The 15,545-nt window shown below is 71.4% G+C and carries 8 protein-coding genes; 1 reads left to right on the top strand and 7 read right to left on the bottom strand.

Going from position 1 to position 15,545, the window contains the following annotated elements:
* Positions 1–103: 103 nt before the first annotated feature.
* The 3 genes from WMF24_RS05080 to WMF24_RS05070 all read right to left on the bottom strand — a co-directional run bounded on the left by WMF24_RS05080 (position 104) and on the right by WMF24_RS05070 (position 7,723).
* Positions 104–2,554: a sodium-translocating pyrophosphatase gene (locus tag WMF24_RS05080; protein WP_437735209.1), complete on the bottom strand. Its 2,451-nt coding sequence runs from the start codon at positions 2,552–2,554 to the stop codon at positions 104–106.
* A 790-nt stretch (positions 2,555–3,344) separates the two neighbouring features.
* Positions 3,345–5,093, bottom strand: coding sequence for a protein kinase domain-containing protein (locus WMF24_RS05075; RefSeq protein ID WP_437735208.1), 1,749 nt, complete (start codon positions 5,091–5,093; stop codon positions 3,345–3,347).
* 206 nt (positions 5,094–5,299) lie between these two features.
* Entirely contained in the window at positions 5,300–7,723 is a 2,424-nt protein-coding gene (locus tag WMF24_RS05070) for an ATP-binding protein (protein WP_437735207.1), read from the bottom strand.
* A gap of 175 nt (positions 7,724–7,898) precedes the next feature.
* On the opposite strand from WMF24_RS05070, the gene WMF24_RS05065 reads away from it, so the two are divergent.
* A complete protein-coding gene (locus tag WMF24_RS05065; RefSeq protein WP_437735206.1) occupies positions 7,899–8,828 on the top strand; it encodes a MerR family transcriptional regulator in 930 nt (309 codons plus the stop codon).
* Positions 8,829–8,832: 4 nt separating this feature from the next.
* Here WMF24_RS05065 and WMF24_RS05060 read toward each other — a convergent pair whose 3' ends face one another.
* The 4 genes from WMF24_RS05060 to WMF24_RS05045 all read right to left on the bottom strand — a co-directional run bounded on the left by WMF24_RS05060 (position 8,833) and on the right by WMF24_RS05045 (position 15,538).
* Positions 8,833–9,528 (bottom strand): DNA-directed RNA polymerase, encoded by a 696-nt coding sequence (locus WMF24_RS05060; RefSeq protein WP_437735205.1) that lies wholly within the window; start codon positions 9,526–9,528, stop codon positions 8,833–8,835.
* 141 nt (positions 9,529–9,669) lie between these two features.
* A complete protein-coding gene (locus WMF24_RS05055; RefSeq protein WP_437735204.1) occupies positions 9,670–10,206 on the bottom strand; it encodes a hypothetical protein in 537 nt (178 codons plus the stop codon).
* A 68-nt stretch (positions 10,207–10,274) separates the two neighbouring features.
* A complete protein-coding gene (locus WMF24_RS05050) occupies positions 10,275–13,085 on the bottom strand; it encodes an N-6 DNA methylase (protein WP_437735203.1) in 2,811 nt (936 codons plus the stop codon).
* Positions 13,086–13,282: 197 nt separating this feature from the next.
* Positions 13,283–15,538 carry a TonB-dependent receptor gene (locus WMF24_RS05045; protein ID WP_437735202.1) on the bottom strand — a complete coding sequence of 752 codons (2,256 nt, stop codon included), beginning with the start codon at positions 15,536–15,538 and terminating at the stop codon, positions 13,283–13,285.
* Between the last annotated feature and the right edge of the window lie 7 nt (positions 15,539–15,545).

Raw genomic sequence — 15,545 nt, 5'->3', positions numbered from 1 at the left:
TGCAAGGCCCTCCCCGCGCGCCGCCGAGGGGCGGCGCGGCGGAGGGACGTCGGCGCTGGGGAGAGGGACGAAGGCGGGGTCGGGAGGGACAGGGACGGCCGGGTCAGGCCGTGACGCGGGCGCCGGCCGCGGCGGGCGCCCTCTCGCCCGACTTGATGCGCATCCCGTAGAAGGAGCGGTAAACGAACACCGTCGAGAGAACGAAGAACACGGCCGCGAGCACAATGCTCGTCGTGCGGTCGATCTCGATCGCCAGCTCGACCGCGAGGAGACCGAACAGGGTCGTGAACTTGATGATCGGGTTCATCGCGACAGACGAGGTGTCCTTGAAGGGGTCGCCCACGGTGTCGCCGACGACCGTGGCCGCGTGGAGCGGCGTGCCCTTCTCCTTCAGCTCCACCTCGACGAGCTTCTTCGCGTTATCCCAGGCGCCGCCGGCGTTCGCCATGAAGATCGCCTGGTAGAGCCCGAAGAGCGCGATGCTGATGAGATAGCCGATGAAGAAGAACGGCTCGAGGCAGGCGAACGCGAGCGTCGAGAAGAAGACGCCGAGGAAGATGTTGAACATCCCCCGCTGCGCGTATTGCGTGCAGATCTCGACGACCTTCTTGCTGTCGGTGATCGAGGCCTTCTCCACCCCCTCGAGGCGGATGTTCGCCCTGATGAACTCGACAGCGCGATAAGCCCCCGTCGAGACCGCCTGGGTGGACGCGCCGGTGAACCAGTAGATCACCGCGCCGCCGGTCACCAGGCCGAGCAGGAACGGCGGGTGGAGCAGCGAGAGCCTGTCCACGTTGGCCGTCAGCCCCCTCGTGAGCACGACGATGATCGAGAAGATGAGGGTCGTCGCGCCGACGACCGCCGTCCCGATGAGCACCGGCTTGGCCGTCGCCTTGAAGGTGTTGCCCGCGCCGTCGTTCTCCTCGAGGTAATGCTTGGCCTTGTCGAAATTCGGGGTGAAGCCGAAGTCCTTCTTCAGCTCGGCCTCGATGTTGGGCACGTTCTCGATGAGCGAGAGCTCGTAAACCGACTGCGCGTTGTCCGTCACCGGGCCGTACGAGTCGACCGCGATGGTCACCGGGCCCATGCCGAGGAAGCCGAACGCCACGAGGCCGAAGGCGAAGACGCTCTCGGCCATCATCAGGCTCTCGAGGCCCTGGGCCGAGATGAGGTACGAGACGCCCATCAGCACGACGAGGACGAGGCCCATCCAGTACGCGCTGAAGTTGCCGGCGGTCAGGCCCGACAGCACGTTCAGCGAGGCGCCGCCCTCGCGCGACGCGGTCACGACCTCGCGCACGTGGCGCGACTCGGTCGAGGTGAAGATCTTGATCATCTCCGGGATGATCGCGCCCGCCAGGGTGCCGCACGTGATGATCGACGACAGCTTCCACCAGAGCGACGGGTCGCCCCCGAGATCCGGGATCATGAACGCCGAGACGGCGTAGGTGAGCGCGACGGACACGATCGAGGTCAGCCAGACGAGGCGCGTCAGCGGGGCCTCGAAGTTCATCTTGTCGGCGTTCGCGTAGGACGCCTTCGCGATCGCCTCGTTGAGGAGGTACGAGCCGATGCTCGCGAGGACCATCACGATGCGCATCACGAAGATCCAGACGAGGAGCTGGACCTGGACGCCCGCGTCAGGGACGGCGAGGAGGATGAACGAGATGAGCGCGACGCCGGTCACGCCGTAGGTCTCGAAGCCGTCGGCGCTCGGGCCGACCGAGTCGCCGGCGTTGTCGCCCGTACAGTCGGCGATGACGCCCGGGTTGCGCGCGTCGTCTTCCTTGATGTTGAAGACGATCTTCATGAGGTCGGAGCCGATGTCGGCGATCTTCGTGAAGATGCCGCCCGCGATGCGGAGCGCGGAGGCGCCGAGCGACTCGCCGATGGCGAAGCCGATGAAGGTCGGGCCGGCGTAGTCGCCGGGGATGAAGAGCAGGATCATCAGCATGAGCATGAGCTCGGTGCTGATGAGGACCGCGCCGATGCTCATCCCGGCCTTGAGCGGGATGGCGTAGGTCGGGAACGGCTTGCCCTTGAGGCTCGCGAACGCGGCGCGCGAGTTCGCGAAGGTGTTGATGCGCATGCCGAACCAGGCGACGCCGCAGCTGCCGGCGATGCCGACCAGGCTGCTCAGCAGGATGACCACGACCTTCGTGGCCTCCATGTGGCGCAGCACGCCGAAGTAGAGGACCATGACCGCGCCGATCAGGACCTCGAGGATCAGGATGAACTTGAATTGCGTGACGAGGTACGTCTTGCAGGTCTCGTAGATGAGCTCCGAGATCTCCCGCATCGAGCGGTGGACGGGGAGCTTGTTGAGCTGCGAGAAGATGACGATCCCGAACACGAACCCGAGCGCGCAGACGACGATGCCGCCCAGGAGAAGCGTGCGGCCGTCGACGCCGCCGAACGACTGGGTGCCTAGATCGGGGAGGACCAGATCGGATTCACTGGCGCTGGCGAGCCCGCCGCTGAGCAGAAGGGCGAGCGCAGCGAGCCCGGCCAGCAGCGGAGAAAGCCAGGCCTTTTGAGACCGGATGACGTTCATGGACGGTGTGCCTCCATCGCAAATGCCGATGCAGAGGGAGGCGCCGTCGCCGCCCGCTGCTTCGTGGTTCCGAGGGGTTGGCCGCCTGCGTAAAGGGAAAGGAGAACCGGCGTGCTGCCGGCTGGGTTCTTGCTCTAACGCCGACGCTTCAGCACAGCCTCGCCCCCCAGCGACCGGTGGTGTCGGATTGCTCGGCTCTGCCGAGCGCGCCTCTACCGTGTGACCGCCGAGGCGCGCCGTAGGTACCATGTGTGGCAGACGCCGTCGAGAGGGTGCGAGGCGCGCGCACGACGAGAGTCCCTATCAGCGCGGGTGTGTCAGGAGAACGCTTAGGGAGATTGCGTAGGTTCGTGTCGCGATGGGAGGAGGCAGAGAGGAGCGCGCATTACGGCGCTCCTTACACGAACCATCGCATTCTGTGCGTCCAGGGCGTTTGGACGCGCTCGGTCGCACCCAGTTGCGCCTGGTCGCGTTCCATTGCGCTCGATCGGGTTCATCTGCCAATCCGAGCCAGACAGCCGCTGATCGGAGCCTGATTCCCCGTTGAAGCGCGCATTACCGCGCTCCTTGACGAATTGTCGTATTTCGTTCGTCCAGGGCGTTCAGACGCGCTTGATCGCGTTCCGTTGAGCGCGGTCGCGTTCCGTTGCGCGCGGTCGCGCTCATCCGCCGGTCCGAACCAGACAGCCGCTGATCGGAGCCCGAGTCCGCGCTGGAGCGCGAATTACCGCGCTCCTTGACGAATTGTCGTGTTTGTGCGTCCAGGGCGTTCAGACGCGCTCGGTCGCGATCAGTTGCGCTCGGTCGCGTTCATCCGCCGGTCCGAGCCCGACAGCCGCTGATCGGAGCCCGAGTCGGCGTTGGGGCTCGCGTGGGACGTGAGGAGCTCCGCCACGAGATCCCGACACTCCGGCTTGTTCCGGAGGTGGCTCAGCAGCAGGTTCGACGCCTCGCTGAACGACTTCTCGTACGCGAGCCCCTCGCGCGTGCGCGCCGCGACGCGCTCGCGCCCCTGCGCGAGGTCCTCCTCGAGCGCCTCGGCGTAGCGGGCGAGCTGCGCGCGGAGCTCGTCGATCTGGCGGCGGAGGTCGCGCGCGTTCGCCTCGCGCGCGTTCTTCTTGTGCTCGTAGCGCCCGAGCTGCTCGCGCTTCGCCTGCGCGGTCGCCGCGGCCGCGCCCGCGCGCTCGTAGACGAGCGGGTCGTGGTTGCCCTGGCGCACGGCCGCGTCGGCGAGCTGGCGCGCGGACAGCGCGAGCTTCTCGGCGGAGGCGAGCTCGACGCGGACCTTCTCGACGTCCTCGCCGTCGGCCATCGCCTCGCGCATCACGCGCGACTCCTCGTGCGCGAGCTCCTCGACCTTGCGGCCGATCTCGGCGCGCAGCGCGCGGCCGCGGCGCTCGAGCGCTTCGAGCTTGCGGGTGAGGCTCGCGACCTCGCCCTCGAGCTTGTTGGCGCGCGCGGCGAGATCCCAGGCCTGCGCGAGGCCGTTCTGGACCTCCTGCGGCACCTGGCCGGACGGGTAGGCGCGCGAGACCATGCGCGAGAAGAGGGCCGCGCGGCTCGCCCACTCGATGACACCAGCGCTCTGCGGCGGCGGCGGCGGCGGCGGGACGGGCACGCCGTCGCCCCCCTCGACCTCCCACGCGTGGGCGGGGAGCCCGCGCTGGAGCGCCTTCAGCTCCTCCTGGAGGTGGTGGGCGTCGCGGTAGCGCTTGCGGATGTCCTTCTCGAGCAGGCGCAGCACGATCGCCTCGCCCTGCGCGTGCGCGTCGGGGCGGATCGAGCGGGGGCGCGGCGGCGCGTGGGTGCGCTGCATCTCGAGGAGCGTGTCGCGGTCGTTCGCGCGGAACGGGAGCTGCCCCGTCAGCATCTCGAAGAAGAGCACGCCGAGCGCGTAGAGGTCCGACTGCGCCGTCGCCTCCTCGCCGCGGGCCTGCTCGGGCGACATGTACTCGGGCGTCCCGAAGACCGCGCCCTTCGGGGCGAGGCGCGGGTCGCGCGCGATGGCGGCGAGGCCGAAGTCGAGGATCTTGACGAAATCCTTCCGGCCGCCGCGGTGCGTGAGCAGGATGTTGTCGCTCTTCAGGTCGCGGTGCACGACGCCGAGGTCGTGGGCGCGCGCGAGCGCGGCGCACATCTGCTCGAGGATGTCCACCGACCGCGCGATCGGCATCGGGCCGCGCGCGAGCTCCGCCGAGAGCGGCGTGCCGACGAGGTACTCCATGACGAGGTAGAGCTCGCCCTCCTCGGTCTCGCCGATGTCGTGGATATCGATGATGTGGGCGTGATCAACGCGGTTTGCGGCGCGCGCCTCGCGCAGCATCCACGCGCGGAGGTGGGTCTCTCCGCGGAGATCGGGCCGGATGAGCTTCAGGGCGACGACCCGGTCGATCAGCACGTGACGGGCGCGGTAAACGACGCCCATGCCGCCTTCGCCAAGCCGTGCCTCGAGCCGGTACCGGCCGGCCACGACCTTCCCGATCAACGGATCGGTGCTCGAAGCCTTGGGACCTGCCGGTCGCTGAATCGCGCGCTCCATGGTGCCTTCGTTTCTCCTCAGCGCTCCCCGAAGTGCGTTTCGCGTGTCTCAGGGGCCTTATTGCGCTGTGCGGTGGTCGGATCGCTCGCTGAAGGTATCCGGTTTGAAACAGCTGGTCTACGGGCCCGCGGCCCGGGTGGAGATGAATCTCGGGCGCGCTCCGCGGAGGGGTCGGGGTGGGAGATCGGCGCCGCTTGCGCGCTTCCTCAAGCGTCCGCGGGGGGGTGCGCGGCCGGGGGCGCGTCCGCTTGCGGGCGGATGCCGGACGGGCGAGCATCGAGGGGCAGGCGACAGACGAAGCGCGCCCCGGCCAGCTCGCGCCGGCCAGCGCGCCGCTCGCCGCCGCCATCGTCGTCGTCATCGTCGACGGGCGGCGGCGAGGGCGACAGCGCCGGCGCGAGGGCGAGGGTGCCGCCGTGCCGTCGGACGATGTCCGTCGAGATCGAGAGCCCGAGGCCCGTCCCGTGCCCTCGCGGCTTTGTCGTGAAGAACGGATCGAAGATGCGCTGCGCCAGGTCGAGCGGCACGCCGGGGCCGCTGTCGGTAATGGCGACGGCCGCCATGTCCTCGTCGATCCAGGTCTCGACGCAGATCGCCGGCGCGCCGGGCGGCGTCGACGAGGCGGCGCCGGCCTCCTCCAGCGCCTGGATGGCGTTGACGAGGAGGTTCATGAACACCTGGTTGATCTCGCCGCTCCGGCAGGTGACCGGCGGCAGGTCGCCGTAGCGCCGGATCACCGCGATGCGCGCCTGGCGGAGCCGCGGGCCGAGCAGCAGCAGCGTCTCCTCGAGCCCGGCGTGCAGGTCGACGGGGAGCGGTTCGCCCGAGACGCGCGAGAAGCTCTTGAGGTTGGTGACGATGCGGACGCTGCGCTCGACCGCGCGGTGGACGACGTTCGAGATGCCGACGAGGTCGTCGAGGGCGGCGTCGGCCTGGAGCCGCTCGCGCAACGCCTGGAGCGCGCGGCGGCGCTCCTCCGGGAGCTCGGGCTCGGCCGCCCGGTAGGCGTCGAGGACGGCGCGGAGCTCGGCGGCCCGCTCCTCGATCGGCTGGGCGGCGCCGGCGATGGCGTTCAGGGGGTTATAGATCTCGTGCGCGACGCCGGCGACGAGCTCGCCGATGGACGCGAGCCGCTCGCCCTGGATGAGCGCGGCCTGCGTCCGCCGGAGCTCGGTGAGCGCGCGCGTGAGCTCCGCGGTGCGCGCGGCGACGTTCTCCTCGAGGCCGGCGCGCTCGCGCTCGAGCTCCGCGATGGTGCGGGACAGCGCCTGGCGCATGCGCTCGACGCTCTCGCCGAGGCCCACGACCTCCCGCGGCCCGGACAGCTCCGGCACCACCGCGTCGAGCTCGCCGCGGGCGACCTCGTCGGCGGCGCGGGCGAGCTGCGCCATGGGCCGGGAGAGCTCGCGCGCGGCCCGCGCGACGACGCCGAGGGCGGCGAGCACGAGCAGGGAGAACGAGGCGAAGAGCGCGGTGACGGCGTTGAAGTCCTCGTTGAAGGTCGAGCCGGTCGCGAGCGCGCGGTAGAGGCCGATCGACGAGAAGAGCGAGAGGAGCCCCGTGAACAGGAGCGGCAGCCCGAAGTCGCGGAGCATGCGCCGCCGGAGGGGCATGGGCGGCGCGCCGCGCAGCGGGCCGTCGACCTGCTGCGCGCCCGTCCACGCGCGCAGCAGGTCGACGGCCCGCGCGACGGAGTCCTTGTGCCACGCGCGCTGGTAGAACGAGACGCCGAAGCCGAAGAGCGCGCCGAAGCCGAGCTGCATGAGCCCGTCGGCGAGGGTGAAGGCGGCGGTGGCGCCGGGGCGCACGTAGGCGATGCCGATCGCGGTGCACGCGAGCCACAGCGCGAAGTTGAGGTAGGCGAGCACGTCGGGGAGCCGCTCGGCGCGGGCGAGGCCGCGGGCGAGCAGGGCGCGGTCGCCGGACGGGCCGGCCTCGAGGGCGGCGACGATCGCGCGCGTGGCGGGGCGCACGGCGAGGGTGAAGCCGAGGGTGCCGGAGAGCGCGAGCAGGGGGACGACCTCGAACCACGCCTGGAACACGACCTGGCTCTGGGTGCGGAGGAACGCGACGGCGAAGAGCAGCATGACGTGGCCGCCGACGATGCCGGCGGCCGTCGCCGACTCGGCGAGCCGCGGCCGGAGCGCGGCGGCGAGGGCGCGCGCGGAGGCGGCCTCGGAGGCGCCGCCGTCCGCGGCGTCGGCGCGGAGCAGGGCGCGGTAGATGGCGCGGCGCATGCCGCCGGCCATGACGCCGAAGGCGACCGCCGTGACGAGGAGGCCGAGCCACGCGGGCGGGGTGGCGTGGCCGATCCCGAGCGGGCTGGGCCACGAGGGGGGCGCGGCGGGGGCGCCGCGGCCGGCGAGCGGCAGGACGGCGAGCGGCCACGAGAGGGTCCGGATCGCCGCCGCGATGGCGAAGCCGCGGTCGCCGCGCCGGACGAGGGCGCCGGAGAGCGCGGCCGACAGGGCCATCGAGGCAAGGAGGAGGATCGCCGGCCACGGCGTTGTGAGGGCCGCGGGGACGACCGCCGAGAGGAACAGGAGGGCGGAGAACAGCTCCCAGCCGTTCGCGACGAGCTCCGCGCGGGCGCGCGGCGTGCGGAGCAGGGAGAGCGGGGGCGACGGCACGGGCGGGCGCCATGGAAGCCCAGCGGCCGCGGCTTCGCAACGGCGCGCGAGCTGCACGGCGCGCGCGGGTCACGCGGCGCTGGCGGCGCGCGGCGCTGGCGGCGCCGGCGCGGCCGGAGGAAGATCGCGCGCGTCGGATTGACTCTCCAGCGGCTGGAGACCTCAGGGTGGCGGCGTGGCAAGGGAGCGGCTCACCATCGGCGCGCTGTCGAGGCGGACGGGAGTTCCGGTGAAGACGCTGCGCTTCTACTCGGACGAGGGGCTCCTCCCGCCGTCCGAGCGGTCGCGGAGCGGCTATCGGCTCTACGCCGAGCAGGACGTCGTGCGGATCGATCTGATCCGCACGCTGCGCGAGGCAGGGCTCGGTCTGCAGACGATCCGGGCGGTGCTCCGCCGCGACGTGTCGCTGGGCGGCGCGCTCCGGCTGCGGCTCACCGCGGTCGAAGCGCAGATCAGGGCCTTGCAGCAGGTGGCCGCCGCGCTCCGCGCCGCGCTGCGCTCGGAGCCCACCGAGCAGGACATCAGGAGGTTGTGCGCCGTGACCCAGCTATCGAACGAGGAGAGGAGAGCCACCATCGAGCGCTTCTTCGAGCGCGTGTCGGACGGGATCCCCATCGACCAACAGTGGCTGCGCGGGATGATCGAGGCGAGCGCGCCGAAGCTGCCGGACGAGCCCACGCCCGCGCAGCTCGACGCGTGGATAGAGCTCGCCGGGATCCTGTCGGACCCGACGTTCGTCGAGAACATGCGCGCGGCGGCCGCGGACACGTGGAGCGGGGGCTTCGATCTGGTGGCCTACCAGCGGGCGAACCAGGAGGCCGCGCGCGCCGCGCGCGACGCCAGCGAGCGCGGCGTCGCGCCGTCGTCCGCCGAGGCGGCGCCGGTCGTCGAGGGCTTCGTCTCGGGGCTCGCCGCGGCGTCCGGCAAGCCGGCCGACGCGGCGTTCCGCGCGTCGCTGCTCGACCGGTTCAGCACGCACGACCCGCGCGCGTCGCGCTACTGGGAGCTCGTCGCGATCATGAAGGGCGAGGCCGCCGCGGCGGGGCGGGCGCCGGAGTGGGACTGGCTCGTGGAGGCGATCAAGCACCACCTGCGCGCGACGTGACGCGTCACCGGCCGGAGAGGCGCACGCCGGGGAGAACCTTTCGGCTCTCCACCACCTCCTCGAGCGCGTCCGCGTCGATCAGGAGGTGCGCGCGCAGGCTGCCCTCGATCGCGGTGAACACCTTGCCCTGGTACCGGACCTCGCCGCCGGGGCGGGCCGCGAGCCAGTAGTTGCCGCCGAAGCTGCCCCCCTCGCCCGCCGGGCTCGGGCCTGCGAGGAGCGGCGCGGCGTTGCCGGGGAACGGCTCGGGCGGGGTCGCGAAGCCGAGGAACGCCGGCGCGGGGGGCTCGGGCTCGGGGGCGGCGGAGAACGCGAGCGACGCGCCGGGCTCGAAGCTCACTGCGAGGACGCCCGCGCGCGCGTCGACGACGACGCCGGGCGTGCGCTCCTCGACGACGACCTCCTCGATGACCTTCCCCGAGACGAGCAGGAGCTTGTGGCTGCTCGTGATCTCCGAGCGATCGGCCGTGAGCTCGCGGCGCAGCGCGACCTCGTGCGAGACGTAGAACTGGAGGTTCTTCACGTCTCGGTCGGTGAGGCCGTGCTGCACCCGGAGCTCGTGCGTGAACGGCACGAGGCGCGGCCCGCAGCCGGTGACGGCGAGGAGGGCGGCGACCGCGAGCGCGAGGAGGAGCGCGGCGGGCGCCTGGCGCCTCCGCGGAGCGTGACGGGCGAGCGATGCGCGGACGCGGAACAGCATGGAAGCCCTCCGTGGCGGCGCCTCGGCGGGGAAGCCGGGGCGCGCTTCCTCGGAACGGCGGCGCCCGGCCGGAGCTTACAGCGCGAGTTCGTGCGGCGGCTCGCGGGATGCCCTCGGGGGAGGGAGGACAGCGCGACCGTGTCAGCGTCCCGGAAGGGGCATGCCCGAGATCGTTGCGAGCGCCCGGACAAGTTTGTCGAGGCTGTCGGATCGCTTGCGGACGAGGGCAATGTCGAGCCTCCGGGTCTCGCTCAGCTGGTGCGTCGTCGGCAGGTAGCCCGGGACGAGCCGCCTCAGCACTTCCTTGGCGCCGCGCTCGCTCTCCGGCGTGGGGGCTCCAACCCGCCGCAGCTCATCCTCCGCGAAATTGAGGAGCAACCACGTCTCGTACTCGCGGACCGCCATCACGGCATCGCCAGGCATGAGCACCTGAATGGCGCGCGCTGCATCCGGGCCCCACGTTGCCGGGCAATCGTCGTCCGCATCGCACAGGACAAGCACCGCGTCGGCCCTCCACGTCTGCCGCGCGAGCAGCACGGCGCGGCGCAGTCCGTCGGCGTGACAGCGGCGCAGCGGACCTCGGACCGTCTCGTCGACCAGCTTGCCGCGAGGGTGCCTGATCGGATCCTGATCGACGATCCACGCCGTATCGAGGAGGTGCTGGCGGAGGATCCGCATGCAGGGGTTCGGGATCGCGGCGACCTCGCCCTTGCCCTCGACGATGCAGACGAGTCGCTTCATCGGGCTCAGAGCTGGACGCTCGCGGGTTCTTCCCCCTCGATCCGCAGCGGCTCGGAGCGCATCAGCTCGGCGACAGAGAACAGCCCTTGTCGAACCACGTCGCGCTGCGCCGAGGAGAGCGGACCTATCTGCGTCACGCCGTCGCGGTACGAGCAGACAAGGATCTCCTCCTCGCGCGCGGCGTCGAGCAGATCGGCGCTGTGCGTGGTGATGAGCAGAGATCCCCTCGTCGACGCGTCCTTGAGCACGTCGAAGAGGAGCTGGGCGGCTCCGACGTGGATCGCGACCTCGGGCTCCTCGATGATCAGGAGCTCGTCCCCGGTCATCTGCTGGGCAGCGACGAGGATCCCGAGCGCGCGCAGGGCGCCTTCGGACATCTCGCTCGCCGAGAACCGCGCCACGTGCCCTCCAGGCTGGCGCTGCTCGAACTTGAGGAGCAGGAATCGATCGAACGCCTCCACGGCGATGCGCAAGAGGTCCGGGACGATCCGCTGCATGGCGGCCAGGACGCGCGCCTGTCCTTCGGCGTCGAGGCTCCGGAGCGCCACGGCGATGTTGCTTCCCGACTCGTCCAGGCGCGTGTTCTCGGTCGCGACCTGCGGCTTTCGCATGGCCTCGGCGTCGAGCCGGATCCGCGTGACGTTCCGGAGCGCTGTGGCCCTGGTGAAGTCGGCAAGCTGGCGCGCGAACACCATGGCGCTCGCGGTCTCGCTCAGCGGGGGGGCGCTCCCGCTCGAGATCACACGCTTCTCCGGTTCAGTCTCCACTTCCAGCCCCTCGGGCGTCCGCTCGACCGAGAGCACCGGGGCGCCTCGGACGAAGAGCTCGATGATCTCGTTGTGAAACGCCCAGGATCCGTCGCCTGCGGCCCGGATCGTGAACCGGTGACGCAGGTAGTCCGTCTCGAGGGCTTCGCGCGACGTTGCGGCGCGAATGTCCACGTGCACCTCGGTTCGGTCATCCTCGTCCGCCGGCTGCCAGCGCCTGATGCCGGCGATGCCGCCGCGCCTCTCGACCGCGGTCGCGGCGTCCGTCGCGACGTCGCGCGCGAATACGATGGCGTCTGCGAAGTTGGACTTGCCGCTGCCGTTCGGGCCGACGAGCACCGTGAAGGGGGCCAGATCGACGCTAGCCTCCGCGATGCTGCGGTAGTTCCTGAGCTCGACGCGGCGCCACATCTGCACCGGCCCTTGGTCGATCGGCGGCGCGTCGACGTCGACGTACCGGCGCACTGCCAGGCTGAACCCGTTCGCCGCGATCTCGTCGACATCGACGAGGCGCGCATACCCGGCAATGTCGCTGGCCGACCGGAAGGTCGTCGCGATCTTCGTCACATCCTCGGGCCCGAGCCGGTTCCTCCTGCGCTCCTCCTGGAACCCTCGCGATGCATCGATGAAGAGCACCTTCCGCTTCCTCGACGCCGGCCTGTGGCGGCTCAGCACGAGGAGCGCGGCGGGGCCCCTCGTCGCGTGGAGCAGGTTGGCAGGGAGCCCGATCACCGCGTCGAAGAGGTCGTCCTGCAGCATTCTCTTGCGGATTTCGCCCTCGGTTCCTCCGCGAAACAGCACGCCGCCGGGCGCCAGCATCGCCAGCACCCCCGCAGGGCCGAGGCTAGCGATCATATGCTGCAAGTACGCGAATTCGCTTCGATTTCCAGAGGGAACACCGTACCGAAAACGCGCATGGCGGTCGCGCTCCGCCACGTCATGCCCCCACCATGTAAGGCCGACCGGCGGAACGCAGAGGACGCGGTCGTAAGACACAAGATGACCGTCCACGGAGGTGCGCGGATCGCGAAGCGCATCGCCCCTGTCGATCTGTGCGTCCGGCAGACCGGCCAGGAGCACGTTGATCCTGGCGAGCGTCCAGGCTTCGACGCTCTTCTCCTGACCGCGGAGCGAGAGGCTTCGCCCGTCTCCGCCACGGCGCGCGACGTATGTCGCGCATGCGACCAGCAAGGTGCCGTAGCCACACGCCGGGTCGTAGATGCGCATTCCCTCGGACGGGGCGAGCAGCTCCGCCATCAGCTCCGCGACCGCGCTCGTGGGGTGGGGCCCACCGGCGCGCTTGGCGTCCCGGAGGTCCACCTCCTCGAGGAACACCTGGAAGGCACGCCCCAGCGTGTCGGGCGTGGCCAGATCTCCGTCTCGAAGCGACATTCCCGAGAGGAGCCGGAGGAGCTCGTGCAGGAGGCGAAGGCGCTCCGTGCGATCCCCGAGACGTCGCTCGTCCGTGAAGTCAAGCCAGGAGAGCACGCCTTCAAGAGGCGGATTGCTCTCCTCGAGCGCTGCACAGGCCCGGTTGAGCGCCAGGTCGACCGCCGGAAGGCTCGCTTCCACCGTCGCCCATCGCGCCCGGGCAGGCACCGCGATGTTGAGCGTGGAGGGATCCGCGTCGTTCAGACGCTTCAGTAGGAGCAGGACGGCGATCGTCATCCGATGCTGCCCGCTCGGACCGAGCGCGTGCCGGAGGAGTTTGTCTGCCTCGAGCAGGCGGCCCACGATCTCTTCTTTCGTCAGCCGACCGTCTCGCGCTGCGCTCCCCGAGCCACCCCTGGACGCTGAACCCCTCTGTGTCCCCAGAGCGCCACGCGCCGCGCTCCGAGGCGAGCGATCGTCGAGCAGACGCGCGACGAGGAGGGCCTTGTCACGTCCGCGCGCGTCGAGGCCGAGCGCACGGCAAAGCTCCTTCAGCTCATCGAGGCGGAAACCGCGCAGCAGCTCATCGAGCTGCAGCCCCGGCGCCGAGAGCATCGCGTCGACGATCGCCGCCTTCTTCCGCCGGTCGGGCAGGTCGACCCCGAAGCGATCGGCCAAGGCAGCGAGCGCAGACCGGGGAAGCAGCAGCAAGACGTCGCGGGGCGTCGGCATGGCTGCGCGAACGGTACACGCGCGCACCACGCGTCGCGAGCCTGGCTACTTCCGCCGCCGCTTCCACCAACGTCATGGGCGCGTCCCCCTCGCGCACGCCACGTCGCGCGCTCGGCCACGCGGACCCGAGCGCAGCGTCCCCCTCACCGCCAGTACAGCGTCGCCCGCCCGATCGCCGTGAAGGGCCACCCCGGCGAGTAGTGGATCCCGGTGACGGCGGCCGGCTCGTGCGGCAGGCGCGACTCGCTCGCGAACTGGACCTCGCGCCAGGTCGTGTCGAGGAGGTTCTGGACGTCCACGGCCACCTCGACGTCCCTCCACCGGAGCCCGGCGTTGGCGTCGACGACCGTGAACCCCTCGGCGGTCAGCGACTCGTCCTCGGTCGCGGGCCGCGCGCCGATCGCCTTGACCCGGAGCGCGGCGAACGGCGTGAACGCGCCGACCGTCGGGCGGACGCCGACGCCCGCGGTCAGCGTGCGGGTCGGCGCGAGGGCCACCGCGCTGCCGTTGCCCGCGTTCGCGCGGAACCGCGCGCGGGTGAACGTCGCGTCGACGTCGGCGAAGAGCCAGCTCCCGAGCCGGTAGCGCGCGCCGACCTCGAGGCCGTAGCGCCGCGTCTGCCCCGACGGCTCGGTCGCGCCCGCGTCGCCGCTCCAGACCAGCTCGGAGTCGAGATCGAGGAGGAACCCCGCCGCGCTCAGCGTCAGCCCGCGGAGCGGCGTGGCCCTCGCGCCGACCTCGTAGCCCGTCGCGGGGGTGATGAGCGTCGCCCCGCCCTGCCCCAGCACCGCGCCCTGGGCGTCGTTCGAGTGGAAGCCCCGCCCGTAGTGCGCGAACAGATCGAGGCCCTCGACCGGCGACACGATCGCCGTGAGCTTCGGGAAGAGCTGCATCTGCCCCCGGAAGCCGCTCGACCGGCTCCCTGTCGCGCCGAGGTCCTCGCGCCGGTCCTCCACGTTGACGTCGATCCACTGCCCGCGCAGCCCCGCCACGAAGCGGAGCCAGCGACGGAGCCGGGCGTCCTCCTCGACGTACACGCCGATCTGGCCCTCGTCCACGTGCGCCCTGCCCCGCTCCTCGATGCGCTCGCGCGCCACGTCGTGGTGGAGCGACTTGTCGATCGCGTCGGCGCGGATCTGCGCGCCGAGCGACGTCGTGAGCTTCACCCCGCGGTGCTCGAAGCGCCGGCGCAGCCGGAAATCGGCGCCGCCGACGACGCGGTCGTCGTTCTGCTCGATCTGGTCGCCGTGGACGGGGTCCTCGCTGAAGAAGGTGAAGTTCGAGTACAGCGTGAAGCGGTAGCGGACGAGGTACGCCATCGCGCTCAGGTCGGCGTCCCGCCACGCCGTCGAGTACGCGAGCGAGGCCATGTGCCGCTCCGTCGCCCCGCCCTCGGTCGGGTCGACCGCGCCGAAGTGATCGATGCACGGCGGCTGTCCCGGCGCGGGCGGCGGCGGGCTCGGTTGGCCCGGCTCGCCTTCGCCGCACACGGCGCGCGCGGGGATCTGGCCGGAGCCGTACCAGGTCGATCCATAGGACATCCACGTCATCTGGATCTTCCCTGCGGCGCCGATGTCGTGCGTCGCCCTCAGGAACACGTTGAAGCGCTCGAGGCGCTCCGGGTTCAGGAAGGGCCCGTCGTTCCGGTAGACCTCCGCGGCGGCCACCGCGCGCCAGGCGTCGCCGAGCTCCGGCGAGGCGATCACGAGCCCGCGCTGGATCCCGTACTGCCCCAGGCTGAGCTGCGCGAGGCTCTCGTCGAGCTTCTCGGCGAAGCGGAGGTCGACGGCGCCCGCGGTGCCGAAATCGCCCAGGCTCGCGTAGTAAGGGCCCTTGGTGCCGTCGAGCCCGGTCACGAGCTCCGGGATCACGAAGTAGAGGTCGGTGAACCCGTGCCCGTGCCCGTGGCTGACCATGTTGACCGGGACACCGTCGACGGAGAAGGCGACGTCGGTCCCGTGGTCCGCGTCGAACCCGCGGAGGAAGTACTGGTTCGCCTTGCCGCCGCCGGCGTGCTGCACGGCGAAGAGCCCGGGGACCGCCTCGACGATGTCGCCCGCCCGGAGCCTCGGCCGTAGCTCGAGCTCGCGGTGCCCGACGGACACGCGCGAGGCGGCCTCGCTCCCCGGCTTCTCCGCCTGCACGGTGACCTCGAGCGGGGCGTCGGCGCCGGCGGGCGCCCCCGCGCTGCCCTCGGTCGACGCCCCAGCGCTGCCCTCGGTCGACGCCCCAGCGCTGCCCTCGGTCGACGCGCCCGCGGGCGCCTCGGGGGCCTCGCCCTCGGCCCGCGCGAGCTCGGCGCGCGCGAGCGGCGCGATGGCGAGCGAGATGGAGAGTGCCGCGAGCCCGTCGCGTGAAAGCCGATGTCCGTTTCGCCTCGTGATCGTCGCGCGCCGCATGCGCGTC

Source organism: Sorangium sp. So ce1335, from assembly GCF_051521615.1.
GTDB lineage: Bacteria > Myxococcota_A > Polyangia > Polyangiales > Polyangiaceae > Sorangium.
The sequence above is the reverse complement of the archived record's forward strand: the minus strand, read 5'-3'. Positions and strand labels throughout refer to the sequence as shown.

What these genes read in the sequence shown, in the direction of transcription:
- WMF24_RS05045 (WP_437735202.1), bottom strand. Translation starts at nt 15,538, where the DNA reads ATGCGGCGCGCGACGATCACGAGGCGAAACGGACATCGGCTTTCACGC.
- WMF24_RS05080 (WP_437735209.1), bottom strand. Translation starts at nt 2,554, where the DNA reads ATGAACGTCATCCGGTCTCAAAAGGCCTGGCTTTCTCCGCTGCTGGCC.
- WMF24_RS05055 (WP_437735204.1), bottom strand. Translation starts at nt 10,206, where the DNA reads ATGCGGATCCTCCGCCAGCACCTCCTCGATACGGCGTGGATCGTCGAT.
- WMF24_RS05060 (WP_437735205.1), bottom strand. Translation starts at nt 9,528, where the DNA reads ATGCTGTTCCGCGTCCGCGCATCGCTCGCCCGTCACGCTCCGCGGAGG.
- WMF24_RS05075 (WP_437735208.1), bottom strand. Translation starts at nt 5,093, where the DNA reads ATGGAGCGCGCGATTCAGCGACCGGCAGGTCCCAAGGCTTCGAGCACC.